The sequence below is a fragment of the Roseateles terrae genome (assembly GCF_014192155.1).
GTDB lineage: Bacteria > Pseudomonadota > Gammaproteobacteria > Burkholderiales > Burkholderiaceae_C > Roseateles > Roseateles terrae.
In genome coordinates this window covers 284,496-301,880 of record NZ_JACHXO010000008.1, presented here as the reverse complement: position 1 = coordinate 301,880, position 17,385 = coordinate 284,496, and the positions used below count along the sequence as shown (strand labels likewise).

The following is a 17,385-nucleotide window of genomic DNA, read 5'->3' as shown; positions in this document are numbered from 1 at the left end:
CTCGTAGTAACCCTGATTCGGCAAGCCCTGCGCATCAAGTCATTTCAAAGCTTACATGCACTTTCGATCTGAACGTAACAAGCACGGGCCACACGCGTTCGAGCGGCTGTCTCATTCATGCATCGGCGAGTGACCAGCTGGCCTGCTGAAAACACCGCGGCCCCAGCGCGCTGTGTCGCTGGGGCCGCGGAATCTGGCGTGCAGAGAGGCCTGGTCAAAGCCAGGTCAGAGACGGCTTACTGCAACGGCACACCCGTCTTGCTCTGCACGAACTCGCGGGTGACACCCGGGGCGAGTTCCACCAGCTTCAGGCCTTCCGGGGTGACATCCATGACGGCCAGGTCGGTGATGATGCGGTTCACCACCCCCACGCCAGTCAGCGGCAGCGTGCAGGACGGAATGATCTTCAGGTCTTCCGTGCCGTCCTTCTTGCGGGCCACATGCTCCATCAGCACGATGACACGCGGCACGCCGGCCACCAGGTCCATGGCGCCGCCCATGCCTTTGACCATCTTGCCGGGAATCATCCAGTTGGCCAGGTCGCCCTTCTCGCTCACCTGCATCGCGCCGAGGATGGACAGGTTGATCTTGCCGCCGCGAATCATGGCGAAGCTGTCATGGCTGCCGAAGATCGAGCTGCCAGGGATGGTGGTCACTGTCTGCTTGCCGGCATTGATCAGGTCGGCATCCACCTCTTCCTCCGTCGGGAAGGGGCCAATGCCCAGCATGCCGTTTTCACTCTGCAGCCAGACTTCCTTGTCGGCCGGCACGAAGTTGGCCACCAGCGTCGGAATGCCGATGCCGAGATTCACATAGAAGCCGTCTTGCAGTTCTTCGGCGGCGCGAGCCGCCATCTGGTCTTGGGTCCAGGGCATGTTGATCTCCTCAGGCGGCAGGGCGGATGGTGCGCTTTTCAATGCGCTTTTCCGGCGTCGGGTTGTGCACGATGCGATGCACGTAGATGCCGGGCAGATGAATGGCGTCCGGATCCAGGTCGCCCACTTCCACCACCTGCTCCACCTCCACCACCGTCAGCTTGCCGGCCATGGCGCAGGCCGGATTGAAGTTGCGGGCGGTGCGGCGGAAGATCAGGTTGCCGCTCTTGTCCGCCACATGCGCCTTGACCAGCGCCACATCGGGATTCAGCGCCCGCTCCATCACATAGGCATGGCCGTCGAATTCGCGGATTTCCTTGCCCTCGGCCACGAGCGTGCCCACGCCGGTGCGAGTGAAGAAAGCCGGAATGCCGGCACCGCCCGCCCGGAGCTTCTCGGCCAGCGTGCCTTGCGGCGTGAATTCCAGCTCCAGCTCGCCCGCCAGGTACTGGCGCTCGAATTCCTTGTTCTCGCCGACATAGCTGGAAATCATCTTGCGGATCTGCCGCGTCTCCAGCAATTGGCCCAGGCCAAAGCCATCAACGCCCGCATTGTTGGAAATCACGGTCAGATCCTTGACGCCGCTGTCCCGCAGCGCCGCGATCAGCGCTTCAGGAATGCCGCACAGACCGAATCCACCCACGGCCATCAACTGGCCGTCGCGCACGATGCCGTCCAGCGCCGCCGCGGCGCTGGGATAAAGCTTGTTCATCCAATGTCTCCTGTTGACTCCGCTTCGCGGGAGTGATGCAGAGGTTCCCCTTGAAAAAGCGTACTACGTAAGCGCTTAAGTAGCGGGTACGTAGAATTGACTAACCCGACCGCCGCGAGGACCCGATGCCGATCAGCCTGGACGCCCTGCAGCAGCAGATGCCCCGCATCTTTGCGCCCTGGATCCTCGCATTGCGAGTGCAACCCGTCCATGCCGAGCCGGGGCGACTGCGCCTGACGATGCCGCTGACCCCCGATCTCATCCACGGCGGCGGCGTGCTCTGCGGTCAGGCCAGCATGGCCGCCGCTGACACCGCCATGGTGCTGCTGATGATGAGCGAACTGGGGGAATTCCGGCCCATGACCACCGTGCAATTGCAAACGACCTTCCTGCGACCGGTCACTGGCAGCGAGTTGCGAATCGACGCACGGCTGCTGCGCCAGGGCCGCCAGCTGGCCTTTGGACAGATCGACCTGCTGGACGATCAGGACCGCCTGGCCGTCCAGGCCACTACCACCTATGCCCTGCTTTCCACCTGAGCATGCCGCTGGACTACCGTACTGCCTTCGACCAGGCGCCCATTGGCCTGGTGATCTCTGAACACCGCCTGATCCGGGATTGCAACCGCCAGTTGCTGGCCATCTTCGGGGCCGAACGCGACCAGCTCATCGGCCACAGCTTCGCCCTGCTCTATCCGAGCCCGGTGGAATTCGAGCGCACCGGCGAGCGCATCCTCGCCAGTCTCGATGCCAACGGCTATTACGCCGACGAACGGGTGATGAAGCGTGTGGGCGGGCCGCGCGCCGGTGAGCTGTTCTGGTGTCACGTCTCGGGACGGGCGCTGGACCCGGCCCAGCCGCATGCCAGCGGCATCTGGAGTTTCGAGGACCTGTCCGCGCGGCGACAGCTCAAGGCGGAACTGACGCCGCGGGAACGGGAGATCGCCGCGCTGCTGATCGAGGGGCTGACCAGCAAGCTGATCGGCCGCAAGCTGGGCGTCAGCCCGCGGACGGTGGACGTCTACCGGGCCCGCCTGATGAAGAAATATGGCGCAGCGAGCACGCCGGACCTCGTCCACCGACTGCTGGTGTAGCGGCGGCGCGTCTGTCGGGGCACACGGCGCGGGATGGTTTCACTCGCTGACGAATCGTCGCAAACCCCGATCAACACGGGGATTCCTCAAGACCTGGCCCCGGATGTGCGATTTCATCGTGCTTCGATCGTGCTTTCCGCGAGCTTTCCTCGTGCATTTGCGGGGCAACCCGCAGTTGCACTGGTGATTTCTCGCGCACAATACGCGGCGTCCGGCGACACGCCGGGCTTAACTTGCAAGAGTCAATCGAATGAACAAGACCGAACTGATCGAACACCTGGCTTCCAAGCACGAACTGACCAAGGCCGAAGCCGGCCGCATCCTGGAAACGCTGCTGGACGCCGTGGTCACTACGGTGAAGAAGGGTGGCCAAGTGTCCATCCCGGGCTTCGGCTCCTTCAAGCAGCACGCTCGTGCCGCCCGTACCGGCGTGAACCCCAGCACCGGCGACAAGATCAAGATCGCTGCCGCCAAGCTGCCGAAGTTCACCCCGGGCGCTGGCTTCAAGGCCGCCGTGGATCCGAAGGCTGCTGCCCGCAAGGCTGCTGCCAAGCCGGCCGCCAAGCCCGCCGCCAAGAAGGCCGCCAAGAAGTAATTCCGGCAGCATTCGTCTGCTGAAGGCCCTGCGTGGCCTTCCCGCAAACCCGGCTTTCGCCGGGTTTGTTTTTTTGCTTCTACAGTTGCTGCATGTCCGTGTCGTCCCTTCGCGTGCTGTCGCTCATCCCGCCGATGACGCAGCTCAACACGCCTTACCCCTCCACCGCCTATCTGACGGGCTTCCTGCGCTCGCGCGGGGTGACCGCCACCCAGCGTGACCTGGCGCTGGCGCTGGTGCTGCGGCTGTTCTCACGCGAGGGGCTGCAGCAGGTCCTGGCGGCGGTGCAGGCCATTCCCGCGCAGGATCGCGGACCGGCCTCGACCCACTTCGCAGGCAACTTCGACCGGTACTTTTCCACGATTTCCGCCACGATCGCTTTCCTGCAGGGACGCGACACCACGCTGGCCCACCGCATCAACACCCGCGGCTTTCTGCCGGAAGGGGCGCGGTTCCAGTCGCTGGACGTGTATGTGTCCGAGGAAGGGGAAGATCCGCTGGCCTGGGCGTTCGGGGCGCTGGGGCTGCAGGACCGGGCGCGACACCTGGCGACGCTCTACCTGAATGACCTGGCGGATGTGCTGCGCGAGTCGGTGGATGCACGGTTTGAATTCGTGCGGTATGCCGAGCAGCTGGCCACCAGCCAGCCGACCTTTGACCCGTTGCACGATGCGTTGTCCGCGCCGCCCAATCTGGTGGACCAGCTGCTGGAGCAGCTGACGCTGGAAGCCCTCGACGCTGAACAACCGGATGTGGTGCTGCTGTCGGTGCCCTTCCCGGGTGCAGTGTATGCAGCGCTGCGCATCGGCCAGACGATCAAGCGGGTGCGGCCTCATGTACCGGTGGTGCTGGGCGGCGGTTTTGTGAACACCGAGCTGCGGGAGCTGACCGAAACGCGGCTGTTTGATTACGTCGACTATGTGACGCTGGATGCAGGTGAACGCCCGCTGCTGGCGTTGCTGGAACATCTGGCGGGCAAGCGCGGGCGGCAACGGCTGGTGCGGACCTTCGTGCGGCAGTCGAAGGACGACGCACCTCTCGGCGCCATTCCGCACGCGACAGCTGACGGGGGCGACGTGCCGACCGTGGCTGACGCCCCCGCCGACGCCAGCACCGGCAACGAACAGGACGTCGTGACCAAGGCCAGCAACGGGGTCGGCGGGGTCGGCGGGGTCGGCGGCGACACCGGCAACGGGACCAGCAGCGCCAACGCCTTCGTCCGCTACATCAACTTCGCCGAACCTGACGTGCCCTTCGAGGACGTCGGCACGCCCACCTGGGACGGCCTGCCGCTGGGCAGCTATCTGTCCCTGCTGGACATGCTCAATCCGATGAACCGGCTCTGGAGCGACGGCCGCTGGAACAAGCTGACGGTGGCCCACGGCTGCTACTGGAAGAAGTGCAGCTTCTGCGACATCACGCTGGACTACATCTCCCGCTACGAAGCCGCCTCCGCCAAGACGCTGGTGGACCGCATCGAAGCCATCGTGAAGGAAACCGGCCAGACCGGCTTCCATTTCGTGGACGAAGCCGCACCGCCGAAGGTGTTGCGGGCGCTGGCGCAGGAACTGATCGACCGCGGCGTCTCCATCAGCTGGTGGGGCAATGTGCGCTTTGAAAAGACCTTCACGCCCGAGCTCTGCCAATTGCTGGCGGACAGCGGCTGCATTGCCATCAGCGGCGGCCTGGAGGTGGCCTCCGACCGTCTGCTGAAGCTGATGCAGAAGGGCGTGTCGGTGGAGCAGGTGGCGCGGGTGACCCGTGCCTTCACCGAATCCGGCATCCTGGTGCATGCCTATCTGATGTACGGATTCCCCACCCAGACGGTGCAGGACACGGTGGATGCGCTGGAATATGTGCGGCAGCTGTTTGAGAACGGCTGCATCCAGAGCGGCTTTTTCCACCGCTTCGCCTGCACGGTGCATTCACCGGTGGGCAAGAATCCCGAGGCTTTCGGCGTGGAGCTGCTGCCGCTGCCGCCCGCCCCGTTTGCCAAGAACGATGTCGGTTTTGTCGACCCGACCGGGACCGACCACGACGCGATGGGCGACGCCCTGAAGAAGGCGCTCTACAACTTCATGCACGGCATCGGGCTGGAGCAGGACGTGCGGCGCTGGTTCAGCGTACGGGTGTCCAAGCCCAAGGTGCCGCGGGACTTCATCGAGCGGGCGCTGAACGGCTGACCCCTCCGCGGCCGTCAGCGTAGTGGCGGATCGAAAAGGTAACCGACGCCGCGCACGGTGCGGATCAGTGGCGAGCTGGGATCGTCATTGAGCTTCTGGCGCAGGCGCGAGACCATCAGATCGACGCTTCGCTCCAGCGCCGTGACGCCGTCCCCGCGCGCCAGGTGCAGCAGCTCCTGCCGCTGCAACACGCTATGCGGGCGCTCCAGGAAGGCGCGCAGCAGCTTGTATTCACTCTGCGACAGCACCACGCAGAAGCCGCCCGGACCGGACAGGCGGCGCGTCATCGGTTCAAGCTTGAAGCGGCCGAACATCAGCACTTCTGTGGGATCGCCTTCGCGGGGACGCAGCAACGACTTGATGCGGGCCTGCAGCTCGCGCGGTTCGCCGTCCTTGGGTGCCACCGCATCGGCGCCGCGTTCCAGGGCCAGCACCCGCTCCAGCGTGCTGTCATGTTGCAGCAACACGATCACCGGCAGGCGGGACCGCTGACGCAGGCGCGTCAGTGCCGACCAGCCGGCCTCACGGGCATCGCTGGGATCCAGCAAACACAGGTCTACCGGTAGTAAAGGAATGCGGTCCAGCAGCGCAGGTTCACTGCTGTCCGTGACGCGATATCCCCACGCCCGTAGCAAGGCGGCACAACGCAGCCGAGCATGGCTGTCCGGGTCCAACAGCAGCAGGTGGGTGCCGATGGCGGGATCAGGGAAGGGAGAACTCATTGTGGGACGGGGGCACAAGTGGTGACTGCGGCAAGACTATGCCGACAGAATCGTCTTTAGAGGCGGAACTGGGCCGGTCTCCCAGTGCTTTTTACCCTCGCTTTACGAGCCTGATACACGACCGCGTCCGCCGACAAATTCGAGCGATCTGCGCCTGTTATTCCGGGCGATTTGCAGACTTTTTGCAGTCGTCCCGCAGAGGGTGTGCCCACGGTTTGCACAGGTCCCCACGAGGTGGGGGAAGGCCTGAAGTTGCTACTCGCACATCCTGCCAAGGGGGTCTTGCTCCCTCCGGAGGTGGGGCGTGCCTCGGCTACAATACGAACCAACGCCGCGGCCACAGTCTTGCCGCGGCCCGATGTATTGAGTGCTGTCCAAGGCCAGCCTGCCCCATGAGGCAGAAGTCGCCCTGACCTCTCTTCACAGCCATCTCCACAGCAGCCGAAGACTGGCACCTCCTCACCGGACGGTGTGCTGCACAAGTCCCGCACGGCATCCCCGCGTGGGCACCACAACAAAGCAGCCTTATGAGTTTTGATGCACTGGGCCTGTCCCAGCCCCTGCTTCGCGCCCTTGCCGAAGTCGGTTATACCTCTCCCACGCCCATCCAGGCCCAGGCCATTCCGGCCGTGCTCAGCGGCGGCGACCTCATGGCCGGCGCCCAGACCGGCACCGGCAAGACCGCCGGTTTCACCCTCCCCGTTCTCCAGCGTCTTTCCACCGGCAAGCCGGTGAAGGACGGACGCGGCCGTGTCGCCGTGCGCGCCCTGGTGCTGACGCCCACCCGCGAACTCGCCGCTCAGGTGGAAGAAAGTGTGCGCACCTACGGCAAATACCTGCCGTTGACCAGCATGGTCATGTTTGGTGGCGTCGGCATGCAGCCGCAGATCGACAAGCTGCGCAAGGGCGTGGACATCCTGGTGGCCACGCCGGGCCGTCTGCTGGACCACGCGCAGCAAGGCACGCTGGACCTGTCCCACGTCGAGATCCTGGTGCTGGACGAAGCCGACCGCATGCTGGACATGGGCTTCATCCACGACATCAAGAAGGTGCTGGCCCTGCTGCCGGCCAAGAAGCAGAGCCTGTTGTTCTCGGCCACCTTCAGTGACGAGATCAAGGCGCTGGCCGACCGTCTGCTGGACAAGCCGGGCCTGATCGAAGTGGCCCGTCGCAATGCCACGGCGGACACCATCGCCCAGAAGATCCACCCGGTGGATCGCGACAAGAAGAAGGAACTGCTGGCGCATCTGATCCGCCAGCACGACTGGCATCAAGTGCTGGTCTTCACCCGCATGAAGCATGGCGCCAACCGCCTGGCTGAGTTCCTGGACAAGCAGGGCATCAGCGCCATGGCGATCCACGGCAACAAGAGCCAGGGTGCGCGCACCAAGGCGCTGGCCGAGTTCAAGAGCGGCGATCTGCAGGTGCTGGTGGCCACCGACATCGCGGCCCGCGGCATCGACATCGACCAACTGCCGCACGTGGTGAACTACGAGCTTCCCAATGTCTCGGAAGACTACGTGCACCGCATCGGCCGTACCGGCCGTGCGGGCGCCCAGGGCGAAGCCCTGTCGCTGGTCTGTGTCGACGAGGAAGGTTTCCTGCGCGACATCCAGAAGCTGATCAAGCGCGAGATTCCCCGCGAGGTGGTGCCGGGCTTCGAGCCGGATCCGAATGCCAAGCCGGAACCGATCGTGCTGGGCCGGATGGTGCTCAATGGGGGTGCTGGCCGCTCCGGTGGTTCCGGCCGTCCGTCGGGCGGCGGCGGCGGTGGTCAGCGCCGTGGCGGCGGTGGCGGCGGCCGTGATGGACACCGTGACGGTGGCCGCGATGGCGGTCGTGATGCCAATCGTGATGGCGGCGGTCGTGACGGTGCTCGCTCCGCGGGCGGTCAGGGCCGTCCGGGCGGTTCCGGTGGCGGTCGTCCGGCCCAGGGCTCGGGCCGCTCCGGCGGTCAGGGTGGCCAGGGCGGTCGCGGCCAGGGTCAAGGTCAGGGCGGTGCTGGTGGTGGCTCCGGCCGCCCGGCAGGCGCTCCAGGCCAGGCGCGTCCGGCGCATCAAGGCCAGGGCGCCGGTCGCCAGGGCGATCGCCGTCCGGCGGGTGGTGCGGGCCAGGGCGGCCGTGCTTCCGGCGGCGCGCTGACGCGTCCGAAGTCGCAGAGCTGATCGGCCAGCCGATCCGTCGATTCCGGCCGTGCACCGGGATCGCTCGCTTCTGATGGCTGGCCGGGTCCGTCCTGGCCTGCTGTCCCTCCCCGGCCCTTCATGGGCCGGTTGCATTTCCGGCCGTGGGCTCGTTCACCGGAATGCACGCGGCAAGGTGCAGGACCCTTTGCGCGATCCCTTGCGCGACCCATTGCGCGACCCTCTGCGCGACCCATTGCCCGACGCTTTGCGCGGCATACTTCGGGCCTCGCCATGAAGACCGCGCCCATCATTCCAGCTGTCGTCGATTTCTCTGACGCCCGCGCTCCGCTCTCGCCTACCTACGGCGACCACTATCACACCCCCTCCGGCGCCTACGGCCAGGCCCACCATGTGTTCCTGGGCGGCAATCAGCTGCCGGCTCGATGGTCCGGGCGCACCCGCTTTGTGGTGCTGGAAACCGGCTTTGGCCTGGGGACCAACTTCCTCGCGACCTGGGCCGCCTGGCGGGCCGATCCGGCGCGCTGCGACCGGCTCATCTTCATCAGCCTCGAGAAGCATCCGCTAAGACGCGAGGACCTGGCGCGTGCCCAGGCTGCATCGCCGGAGCCGGAGCTGGCGCGGGCACTGATCGACGCCTGGCCGCCGCTCACCCCCAACCTGCACACGCTGGACTTTGACGGTGGTCAGGTGCGGCTGATGCTGGCGCTGGGGGATGCGCTGGAATGGCTGCCTTCACTCGTGGCGCAAGTGGACGCGTTTTATCTGGACGGCTTTGCGCCGTCGAAGAATCCGGACCTCTGGGTGCCGGAGATCTTCAAGCAGATGAGCCGGCTGGCGGCGCCGGATGCCACCGTCGCGACCTGGTGTCTGGCGCGTCGGCTGCTGGATGGGCTGACGGCGGCGGGTTTTGAGGTTCGTCTGGACCCGGGATTCGCCCGACGCCGCGAAATGACGACCGCACGGTTTGCGCCGCGCCACCGGCCGCCAGTGGCGCCGGGTCGGCTGGCGGCGGCGCCTCAGGCGCGGCAGGTGCTCGTCATCGGCGCCGGGTTGGCAGGCGCTGCCTGCGCACGTGCCTTGCGCCGCCGCGGGCTGACCTGCACGGTGCTGGAGGCGGGCGGCGGGCCGGCCGGACAGGCGTCCGGAAATCCCGGCGGCCTGTTCCACGGCACCCTCCATCCGGATGATGGGCCGCATGCACGGTTCAACCGGACCGCAGCACTCGCGACGGAACGGGAGCTCCAACGGGTGCAGGCCGACCTGCCGTGGTTGCAATGGGGCTTGTTGCGCGTCGAGCGTGAAGGGGGGCCAGCGGCCCAAATGCAGGCGCTGCTGAATCCGCAGGCTCAGCAGGCTCTGGAGATCATGCAGGCGCTGCTGGCCAGGACCGGTCTGCCGGCGCAATATGTCCAGGCGCTGTCTGCGACTGAGGCGTCGCGCCTGGCGGGGCTGCCGCTGTCGCAGCCGGCCTGGTGCTTCCCGGGCGGCGGCGCGGTGTCGCCTGCGGCCCTGGTGGCGACCTGGCTGAGGGAAGCGCACGCACAGCCTGTGACAGGTGCGCGAGTCGCGGCATTGCAGCGGGTGGCTTCTGGCGGCGATTCCGCGATCTCCGAAGCAGGTGGCATCCTCGGCACCCGCGGCGCAAGCGGCGCGAGTGGCGCAGGTGGCGCAGGTGGCGCCGTCCTGCCCTCCCCGGGCCCGTCCGCGTCATGCTGGCGGGCACTGGATGCGGACGGACGCGTGCTTGCCGAAGCGGACGCCGTGGTCCTGGCCGCAGGCACCGCGAACGAGGCCCTGGCGGCGCCGTGGCTGGCGGGTCCTGCATGGCCCTGGGTCTCGCAGCGCGGGCAGCTGAGCCTGGTGGCGCCGGGCACGGCATCCGTGACCCCGGTCTTGCCGGTCGCTGGCGTGGGCTATGCACTCGCGCTGCCGGATGGTCGTCTGGCCTTTGGCGCCAGTGCCGATGCCGGCGACGCAGATCCGACGCTACGCATTCAGGACCAGATCCAGAACCTTCAGCGCCTGGGGCAATTGCTGCCCGGCCTGCAGCTGGATGGCGTGAGCCCGTCGCAAGCTGCGCAGGACGGCCGTCTGCCAGTGATGGGCCGGGTCGGCTGGCGCAGCCTCGTGCCGGACCGTCTGCCGATTGTCGGCGCCCTGCCCTGCAGCGTGCCCGGCCAGCGGGCCGAGCAGGCGCGGTTCTGGCCGCGGCATGCGGGGCTGATGGTGTGTGGCGGGCTCGCTTCACGCGGCATCACCTGGGCCACGCTGTGCGGCGAGCTGGTCGCTGCGCAGATTACCGGCGAGCCGCTGCCGCTGGAGGCGGATCTGGTGGACCTTCTGGACCCGGCACGCTTCGGCGCCAAGCTGCAACGGCGCTCGACCTGAGGCGGTTTAGCGGCTCAGCAGGTCAGCAGCTCAGCAGCTCAGCAGGTCAGCAGCTCAGCAGGTCAGCACCTCAGCACCTCAGCACCTCAGCACCTCAGCACCTCAGCAGTTCAGCGGCTCGGCAGGTCAGCAGGTCACCAGCTGAGCGCGTTAGCGGTGCAGTCACTTAGCAGCTCAGCGGCTCACCGCATGCGCCGGCTGGCCCGGTTCCGCCGGATGCACCATCGCGCTCGTCACGGCGCGGGACACCAGCATCGGGATGATGGTGCCAAAACCCAGTCGCTGGAAATGCTCGGAGGCGCGGTGCGCATCGAGGCCGGCCGCATCGGTGTACTGCTCGAGGATCACAAAGCGGTCCGGGTCCTGGGGGGACCGGAAAAAGTCATACGAGAGATTGGCCGGCTCCTCACGCGTGGCGGCGGTCAGTTCCCCCAGCAGCGCGCACACCTGATCACCCAACCCAGGCTTGGCGTGGTAGTGGGCGATGACCTGGAGATAGGGAGCCTGCGACGCCGAACGCGTGGCGGCAGAGGATGCTGAGGGAGCGGACGCGGCCGAACGCGCCGCTGCCGGTGAGGCCGAGGTCGAGGTCGAGCCCGAATGCGACGGCACGGACGAGTTCGAATCAGACATGAATTCTCCAGGGTCGGATGTTGCGATCCATGCTGCCTGATTTCCCGAAACCCCAGGAAATCGCCGTGATCCTGCTGCTCGCAGTCCGCACCGATCTTTGACAAAACAACCGCTTTGACACGGCTGTTGGCATGCGCTCGAAAGAAGCGTGGAATTGTTGCCCTCAAGACTCTCCCTGCAACGCCGATAAGACGCGAAGATGCCCCGTCACAGGGCGTAACAGCCGCCATGCACCGACCTGATGCATGGGCCGGCTTCCGCGAATAGACAGACACCTCATCAAGGGGAGCACTTCATGATCTCAACGCTTGCCGGCCGCACGATTGGCCAGCGACTCGGCCTGGTCCTCGGCCTCGTCCTCCTGATTTCCTTCGTCGGCTCGGGCTTGAGCTACGTGGCGCTCAAGCGGGTGGCGGACGACACCAACACGATGTTCAACGACGATCTGGTGGCCGAACGCGCCGCCAGCGACTGGAACCGCAACATCACCAACGGCGTGAACCGCACGACGGCCATTGCCATCAGCGCCGACACCAGCCTGACCGAGTTTTTCGCGCCCAGCGTCGCTGAGTCGACCAAGCAGGCGGGTGAGCTCCAGAAGAAGCTGGACGGCTTCATGAAGACGCCCGAAGAGCGGGTGCTGTTCGAGAAACTGGGCGAAGCCCGCAAGGCCTATCTGAGCAGCCGTGACGCCGTCATGGCCGCCAAGAAAGGCGGCGATGCGGAGAAGGCCCGCCAGATCTTCGACCAGCAGTTCCAGCCGGCCGCTGCCAGGTTCCAGGAGGCCATTCAGGCCATCGTCCAGAACCAGCGCAGCTCACTGGACGAGGCGGCGAAGAAGGTGGATCAGTCCAACGCGAACGCCCGCACCACGCTGCTGGTGTTCTCGCTGATCGCGCTGGCGCTGGGCGTGTGGTTCGCCGTGACGCTGACCCGCTCCATCACCCATCCGCTGCGGGGCGCTGCGGGCGTGGCCGATGCGATTGCGCATTTCGACCTGAGCCGTCAGGTGCCCAAAGGCGGCGCCGATGAGACCGGCCAGTTGCTAGGCTCGCTGAGCGGCATGCAGGAGCAGCTGCTCAAGCTGATCGGGGATGTGCGCAGCTCCGCTGAAAACATTGGCACGGCCAGCGCCGAGATTGCCACCGGCAACCACGACCTGAGCGCCCGCACCGAGCAGACCGCGTCCAACCTGCAGCAGGTGGCCGCCTCGATGACGCAGCTGACGGGCACCGTGCGCCAGACGGCGGACAGCGCCATGACGGCAAACCAGCTGTCCAGCTCGGCCGCAGAAACGGCTCAGCGCGGCGGGGCGGTGATGGGCGAGATGGTGGCCACCATGGGCGCCATCACCGAAAGCTCTCGCCGGATTGCCGACATCATCGGCGTGATTGACGGCATTGCCTTCCAGACCAACATCCTGGCGCTGAATGCGGCCGTGGAAGCGGCCCGCGCGGGCGAGCAGGGTCGCGGCTTTGCGGTGGTGGCGAGTGAAGTGCGCTCACTGGCACAGCGCAGCGCGGAAGCGGCCAAGGAAATCAAGTCGCTGATCGGTGCGAGCGTCGAGCGGGTGGAGTCCGGTTCGCGTCTGGTGTCGGATGCGGGCGGCGCCATGACCGACATCGTCGCCAGCGTGCAGCGCGTGGCCGACATCATCGGCGAGATCAGCGCCGCCGCGCGTGAGCAGAGCGACGGCATCAACCAGGTGAATGCTGCCGTTGGCCATCTGGACCAGATGACCCAGCAGAACGCCGCGCTGGTGGAGGAATCTGCCGCCGCCGCGGAGAGCCTGAAGGAACAGTCGCAGCGGCTGGCCGGGGCGATCTCGGTGTTCCGGCTGCGCTGAACGACCGACGGGATGCGTGCCTGCGACAGGCGCGCCGCCAAAGACGATGGGGACCCCGCAGGGTCCCCATTTTTCATGATGCAGCGGAGCGGGTGCCCGGCACCCGCGGCCTGCGTCAGAACGTCAAGGTCTTGACGCCCTCGGCAGTGCCCAGCAGGCAAACCGAAGCCTTGTTGCGGGCGAAGACACCCACGGTGACCACCCCCGGCCAGAGGGTCACGTCCGCTTCGAACGCCGCCGGGTCGGTGATGCTCAGACCGCGCACATCCAGGATGTGGCAGCTGTTGTCGGTGACGCAGCCGGCGCGCAGCGTGGCTGTCGCGCCCATGGCCTTGAAGCGACGGGCGATCTGGGCGGCGGCCATCGGGATGACCTCGACCGGCAGCGGGAAGCGGCCGAGCGTGTCGACCAGCTTGCTCTCATCGGCGATGCAGATGAAACGCTCGGCCAGATCGGCCACGATCTTTTCGCGGGTCAGCGCGGCACCGCCGCCCTTGACCATGTGACCGCGGTGATCGATCTCATCGGCGCCGTCGATATAGACCTGCAGCGACTCGACCTCGGAAGCCTCGAGCACCGGAATGCCCAGCGCCTTCATGCGCTCGGTGCTGCGCACGGAACTCGACACCGCGCCGCGGATACGGATCTGGCTCGCGGCCAGCGCGTCGATGAACTTGTCGACGGTGGAGCCAGTGCCGACACCCACGATGGTGTGCGGGGTCACGTACTGCACAGCGGCCTGGCCGACCAGGGTCTTCAATTCGTCTTGGGTCATGGGAGCTTGGAGGCGGGGGGGGGATACGGGATTATCGCGTGCACCCATACACGCCGCTTCGATGCGTTGAGCCAATTCGCTCCCTGCGGGACGCCCACCCCGCCTAAACCCCCCCGAGTGCGAAAAACCATGGCCTCAAGACGAGTGTCAGAAATTTGTATAAACTTCTGACATGAAAGGCCCTGGCATGAACTCCCTTCCCCAATTGATCCTGCTGCATGCGGCATCTCTGCCTGAAGGTGGCGTGCTGTCGCCCAAGGAGTTCCTGCATCTCGGGAGCCGAGCGGCCGTGGACCAGGCTTTCTCGCGATTGACCAAACAAGGCAAGTTGCTCCGGGTGGCGCGCGCTACCTATGTAAAGCCGCTGGAAAGCCGGTTCGGCCCCCGAGCGCCCGAGTCCGACAAAGTGCTGACATCGTTGGCCGAGCAACGTGGAGAGCTGGTCGCCCCTCATGGCGCCAGTGCGGCCAATGCGCTGGGCCTGACGCAACAGGTTCCCATCCGGGAGGTGTATCTGACCTCTGGCCGCAGCCGCAAACTGAAGCTGGGCCGGTACGAGATTGCGGTCAAACACGCGCCTCGCTGGATGCTGGCGCTGGGAAGCGGACCGGCAGGTGCTGCGGTCCGTGCTCTGGCGTGGATGGGGCCAGCGCATGTGCAGCGGTCACTGGTCACCTTGCACAAGACACTGCCTGCCGCAGAATGGCAAACACTCGCTGCGAAGCGCTCAGCGCTGCCGGCCTGGATGGCCAAGGCGATCGGTGAAGAAGCGACTCGTGGCTGAGTTTTACTTCGACCTCAGCCGCGACGACCAGCGCCTTCTTCTGAATCTCGGTCAGGAGCGCACTGGACGGCCCGCGCATTTGCTGGAGAAAGACATCTGGGTGGTCTGGACACTCAATGCAGTATTCCAAACCCCCATTGGACAATGCCTCACGTTCAAAGGCGGCACATCGCTGTCCAAAGCCTACCGACTCATCGACAGATTTTCCGAGGATCTCGACCTCACCTACGACATCCGACAGCTCATTGGCGACCTGACGGGCGCTGACGAGTTTTTACCCGGTAGCCGCAGCCAGGCGGCCAAATGGTCCAAAGCCGTTCGTGACCGTCTTCCCGACTGGATTCGAAGTGAGGTGCAACCCTTGATTCAGGCCGCGCTGGACAGCAGCGTGCCCGACGCGACGCTAGAGCTCGCAGGATCAGATATGGACAAATTGCTGCTTCGCTATCGTGCAGTGAAGCAAGGCACCGGGTATGTCGCCCCAGTCGTCACACTCGAGTTCGGCGGGAGGGCAACAGGTGAACCTCATGCGGCCATGCCGGTCACCTGCGACATTGATGGCCACTTCCCTGACGTCACCTTTCCCTCGGCGTCTCCGACCGTCATGAGTGTGGCGCGCACGTTCTGGGAGAAGGCGACCGCTGCTCATGTCTACTGCGCCCAGGGCCGAATCCGTGGGGAACGATACGCGCGCCATTGGCACGACCTCGCAGCCATCATGCGGAGCGGCCATTTCAAAGCCGCCGTCCACGATCGTGCGGTGGCTCATGCGGTGGCAGCGCACAAGTCGTGTTTCTTCAGTGAGAAGGACGCCGAGGGTCAGACCATTGACTATTTCGCCGCAGTCGCCGGCGCACTACGGATCGTCCCGACAGGTCGGGCGCGTGACGCTCTCTCTGAAGACTACGCCAGCATGCTCGAGGATCAGCTCATGGTGGGGAAGGCGCTCGGCTTTGAAGAGCTGATGCACGCCTGCGCCGAATTGACTGCCCAAGCCAACGCAGCCGCCAGCGACTGATCAGTCACACCACCGCGATCCACCGCCCGCAGACCAGCACCGCCAGCCATAGCAGCAGCGACCCCAGCGCCTGCGCGCGGGCAAGGCGATCGCTGCGGGACACACCGCCCCGGAAGTGGAACGCGAGGGCATTGGCGCCGGCCAGGAGGATCAGCAGCATCTTCAACCGGAAGGCGCTGTTGACCCACAGCTCCTCCGGCTGGCTCGCAAACATCGCGGCGCCACTCAGCAGACAGAGCACAAAGCCCATCAGCGCCACCGGCACGGCCAGCCGCATCAGCGCCTGCACATCCAGGGACGGCTGGAGCCCCAGGAGGCGAAGCTCGAGCAGCAACAGGCCGCCAAAGAGTGAGGACAGCCCGACCAGGTGCACCACCTCCAACCCGCGGTAGATCCGCGGATCGGCGGCGACGGCGGCCCACTCGGTGAGGTTCAGGATCGGCCCCTCGGCAACCCGGCTTGAACGGCTTACTTCGCCTGCTCGCGGCGCTGACGCACAGCCGCGGCGAGTTCGCGCAGCAGCGGCTCGGTCTGGCTCCAGCCCAGGCATGCGTCGGTGATGGACACCCCCGGCAGCAGGTCGGCCTTCGTCTGGCCAGCCATCAGGTCCTGCCGGCCCGGCTGCAGGTGCGACTCGATCATCACGCCGGACACCCGGTGGTCGCCGCCCGCAATCTGCGCCGCCACGTCATGACCCACGTCGATCTGGCGCTCAAACTTCTTCGACGAATTGGCATGCGAGAAGTCGATCATCAGCTGCTGACGCAGCCCCGCGCCCTTGAGCACTTCCGCCGCCGCCTGCACCGAGGCCGCATCGTAGTTCGGCGCCTTGCCGCCGCGCAGGATCAGGTGGCAATCGTCATTGCCGCGCGTCTCGAAAATCGCGGCCAGGCCCATCTTGGTCATGCCCATGAACGCATGGCTGGCGCGTGCCGCCAGCACCGCATCCGCCGCAATCTTCACCGAGCCGTCCGTGCCGTTCTTGAAACCCACCGGGCAGGACAGGCCGGACGCCAGTTGCCGGTGGCTCTGGCTTTCCGTGGTGCGGGCACCAATGGCGCCCCAGGCGATCAGGTCGGAGATGTACTGCGGCGACAGCAGATCGAGAAACTCGGTGCCGGCCGGCAGGCCCAGTGCCGTCACGTCCAGCAGCAGCTTGCGCGCCAGCCGCAGGCCTTCGTTCATGTGGAAGCTGCCGTCCAGATGCGGATCGTTGATGTAGCCCTTCCAGCCAACCGTGGTGCGCGGCTTCTCGAAGTAGACCCGCATGACGATCAGCAGGTCTTTGTCCAGCTCGGCGCGAAGGTCCTTGAGCAGACGGGCATAGTCCATGGCCTGGCCATGATCGTGGATGGAGCACGGGCCGACCACGCACAGCAGGCGGTCATCGCGGCCGTGCAGCACGTCGCTGATCTCCTGTCGGGCCGACTCCACAATGCGCAGCGACGACTCCGGCAGCGGCAGCTCGTCCAGCAGCAGGGCCGGGGAAATCAGGGGGCGGACGGCGTCGATGCGGGTGTCGTCGGTACGGGTGGCATCGCGGGTGGCGTCGGCGGAGCCGACTTCCCGGTCATGCTGCGGATGATCAAGAGTATTCATGGCAGTGGGCTGTGT

General features: G+C 66.0%; 16 protein-coding genes. 9 read left to right on the top strand and 7 right to left on the bottom strand.

What is annotated here, in order from left to right:
• Positions 1-236 precede the first annotated feature (236 nt).
• Together FHS28_RS20650 and FHS28_RS20645 are read right to left on the bottom strand one after the other, a co-directional pair.
• Entirely contained in the window at positions 237-875 is a 639-nt protein-coding gene (locus FHS28_RS20650; RefSeq protein ID WP_088453709.1) for a CoA transferase subunit B, read from the bottom strand.
• Between the two features lie 10 nt (positions 876-885).
• Entirely contained in the window at positions 886-1,587 is a 702-nt protein-coding gene (locus tag FHS28_RS20645) for a CoA transferase subunit A (RefSeq protein WP_088453708.1), read from the bottom strand.
• 125 nt (positions 1,588-1,712) lie between these two features.
• Here FHS28_RS20645 and FHS28_RS20640 point away from each other — a divergent pair, with 125 nt between their 5' ends.
• From FHS28_RS20640 to FHS28_RS24340, 4 genes are all read left to right on the top strand, one after another.
• Positions 1,713-2,126, top strand: a complete 414-nt coding sequence (locus FHS28_RS20640) for a PaaI family thioesterase (protein ID WP_088453707.1) — start codon at positions 1,713-1,715, stop codon at positions 2,124-2,126.
• Between the two features lie 2 nt (positions 2,127-2,128).
• A complete protein-coding gene (locus FHS28_RS20635; RefSeq protein WP_088453706.1) occupies positions 2,129-2,680 on the top strand; it encodes a LuxR C-terminal-related transcriptional regulator in 552 nt (183 codons plus the stop codon).
• Positions 2,681-2,930: 250 nt separating this feature from the next.
• Positions 2,931-3,275 carry an HU family DNA-binding protein gene (locus tag FHS28_RS20630; protein WP_088453705.1) on the top strand — a complete coding sequence of 115 codons (345 nt, stop codon included), beginning with the start codon at positions 2,931-2,933 and terminating at the stop codon, positions 3,273-3,275.
• Between the two features lie 92 nt (positions 3,276-3,367).
• Positions 3,368-5,458 carry a B12-binding domain-containing radical SAM protein gene (locus FHS28_RS24340; RefSeq protein WP_246410402.1) on the top strand — a complete coding sequence of 697 codons (2,091 nt, stop codon included), beginning with the start codon at positions 3,368-3,370 and terminating at the stop codon, positions 5,456-5,458.
• A 14-nt stretch (positions 5,459-5,472) separates the two neighbouring features.
• On the opposite strand, the gene FHS28_RS20615 is transcribed toward FHS28_RS24340, so the two are convergent.
• A complete protein-coding gene (locus tag FHS28_RS20615; RefSeq protein ID WP_088453704.1) occupies positions 5,473-6,180 on the bottom strand; it encodes a winged helix-turn-helix domain-containing protein in 708 nt (235 codons plus the stop codon).
• 527 nt (positions 6,181-6,707) lie between these two features.
• Here FHS28_RS20615 and FHS28_RS20610 point away from each other — a divergent pair.
• Together FHS28_RS20610 and mnmC2 are read left to right on the top strand one after the other, a co-directional pair.
• A complete protein-coding gene (locus FHS28_RS20610) occupies positions 6,708-8,345 on the top strand; it encodes a DEAD/DEAH box helicase (protein ID WP_088453703.1) in 1,638 nt (545 codons plus the stop codon).
• A gap of 252 nt (positions 8,346-8,597) precedes the next feature.
• Positions 8,598-10,715: a tRNA (5-methylaminomethyl-2-thiouridine)(34)-methyltransferase MnmC2 gene (mnmC2, locus tag FHS28_RS20605; RefSeq protein ID WP_088453702.1), complete on the top strand. Its 2,118-nt coding sequence runs from the start codon at positions 8,598-8,600 to the stop codon at positions 10,713-10,715.
• 174 nt (positions 10,716-10,889) lie between these two features.
• Here mnmC2 and FHS28_RS24335 read toward each other — a convergent pair whose 3' ends face one another.
• Positions 10,890-11,201, bottom strand: coding sequence for a putative quinol monooxygenase (locus tag FHS28_RS24335; protein WP_310736838.1), 312 nt, complete (start codon positions 11,199-11,201; stop codon positions 10,890-10,892).
• Between the two features lie 442 nt (positions 11,202-11,643).
• Here FHS28_RS24335 and FHS28_RS20595 point away from each other — a divergent pair, with 442 nt between their 5' ends.
• Complete coding sequence (locus FHS28_RS20595) at positions 11,644-13,194, top strand: methyl-accepting chemotaxis protein (protein WP_088453700.1); 1,551 nt, start codon at positions 11,644-11,646, stop codon at positions 13,192-13,194.
• 115 nt (positions 13,195-13,309) lie between these two features.
• Here FHS28_RS20595 and rpiA read toward each other — a convergent pair whose 3' ends face one another.
• Positions 13,310-13,969 (bottom strand): ribose-5-phosphate isomerase RpiA, encoded by a 660-nt coding sequence (gene rpiA, locus FHS28_RS20590; protein ID WP_088453699.1) that lies wholly within the window; start codon positions 13,967-13,969, stop codon positions 13,310-13,312.
• A gap of 187 nt (positions 13,970-14,156) precedes the next feature.
• Between rpiA and FHS28_RS20585 the strand changes: the two genes are divergently transcribed.
• Positions 14,157-14,753, top strand: coding sequence for a DUF6088 family protein (locus tag FHS28_RS20585; RefSeq protein WP_088453698.1), 597 nt, complete (start codon positions 14,157-14,159; stop codon positions 14,751-14,753).
• The gene (locus FHS28_RS20580; protein WP_088453697.1) at positions 14,746-15,771 is read left to right on the top strand and encodes a nucleotidyl transferase AbiEii/AbiGii toxin family protein; all 1,026 of its coding nucleotides are present in this window, start codon (positions 14,746-14,748) and stop codon (positions 15,769-15,771) included. The genes FHS28_RS20585 and FHS28_RS20580 overlap by 8 nt, the downstream gene beginning before the upstream one ends.
• Positions 15,772-15,775: 4 nt before the next feature.
• Here FHS28_RS20580 and FHS28_RS20575 read toward each other — a convergent pair whose 3' ends face one another.
• Both FHS28_RS20575 and FHS28_RS20570 read right to left on the bottom strand, forming a co-directional pair.
• Positions 15,776-16,147, bottom strand: coding sequence for a hypothetical protein (locus FHS28_RS20575; RefSeq protein ID WP_310736837.1), 372 nt, complete (start codon positions 16,145-16,147; stop codon positions 15,776-15,778).
• A gap of 92 nt (positions 16,148-16,239) precedes the next feature.
• On the bottom strand, positions 16,240-17,370 hold the full coding sequence (locus tag FHS28_RS20570) for a 3-deoxy-7-phosphoheptulonate synthase (RefSeq protein ID WP_088453696.1): 1,131 nt from the start codon (positions 17,368-17,370) through the stop codon (positions 16,240-16,242).
• Positions 17,371-17,385: the final 15 nt, after the last annotated feature.

What these genes read in the sequence shown, in the direction of transcription:
- FHS28_RS20650 (WP_088453709.1), bottom strand. Translation starts at nt 875, where the DNA reads ATGCCCTGGACCCAAGACCAGATGGCGGCTCGCGCCGCCGAAGAACTG.
- FHS28_RS20645 (WP_088453708.1), bottom strand. Translation starts at nt 1,587, where the DNA reads ATGAACAAGCTTTATCCCAGCGCCGCGGCGGCGCTGGACGGCATCGTG.
- FHS28_RS20640 (WP_088453707.1), top strand. Translation starts at nt 1,713, where the DNA reads ATGCCGATCAGCCTGGACGCCCTGCAGCAGCAGATGCCCCGCATCTTT.
- FHS28_RS20635 (WP_088453706.1), top strand. Translation starts at nt 2,129, where the DNA reads ATGCCGCTGGACTACCGTACTGCCTTCGACCAGGCGCCCATTGGCCTG.
- FHS28_RS20630 (WP_088453705.1), top strand. Translation starts at nt 2,931, where the DNA reads ATGAACAAGACCGAACTGATCGAACACCTGGCTTCCAAGCACGAACTG.
- FHS28_RS24340 (WP_246410402.1), top strand. Translation starts at nt 3,368, where the DNA reads ATGTCCGTGTCGTCCCTTCGCGTGCTGTCGCTCATCCCGCCGATGACG.
- FHS28_RS20615 (WP_088453704.1), bottom strand. Translation starts at nt 6,180, where the DNA reads ATGAGTTCTCCCTTCCCTGATCCCGCCATCGGCACCCACCTGCTGCTG.
- FHS28_RS20610 (WP_088453703.1), top strand. Translation starts at nt 6,708, where the DNA reads ATGAGTTTTGATGCACTGGGCCTGTCCCAGCCCCTGCTTCGCGCCCTT.
- mnmC2 (WP_088453702.1), top strand. Translation starts at nt 8,598, where the DNA reads ATGAAGACCGCGCCCATCATTCCAGCTGTCGTCGATTTCTCTGACGCC.
- FHS28_RS20595 (WP_088453700.1), top strand. Translation starts at nt 11,644, where the DNA reads ATGATCTCAACGCTTGCCGGCCGCACGATTGGCCAGCGACTCGGCCTG.
- rpiA (WP_088453699.1), bottom strand. Translation starts at nt 13,969, where the DNA reads ATGACCCAAGACGAATTGAAGACCCTGGTCGGCCAGGCCGCTGTGCAG.
- FHS28_RS20585 (WP_088453698.1), top strand. Translation starts at nt 14,157, where the DNA reads ATGAACTCCCTTCCCCAATTGATCCTGCTGCATGCGGCATCTCTGCCT.
- FHS28_RS20570 (WP_088453696.1), bottom strand. Translation starts at nt 17,370, where the DNA reads ATGAATACTCTTGATCATCCGCAGCATGACCGGGAAGTCGGCTCCGCC.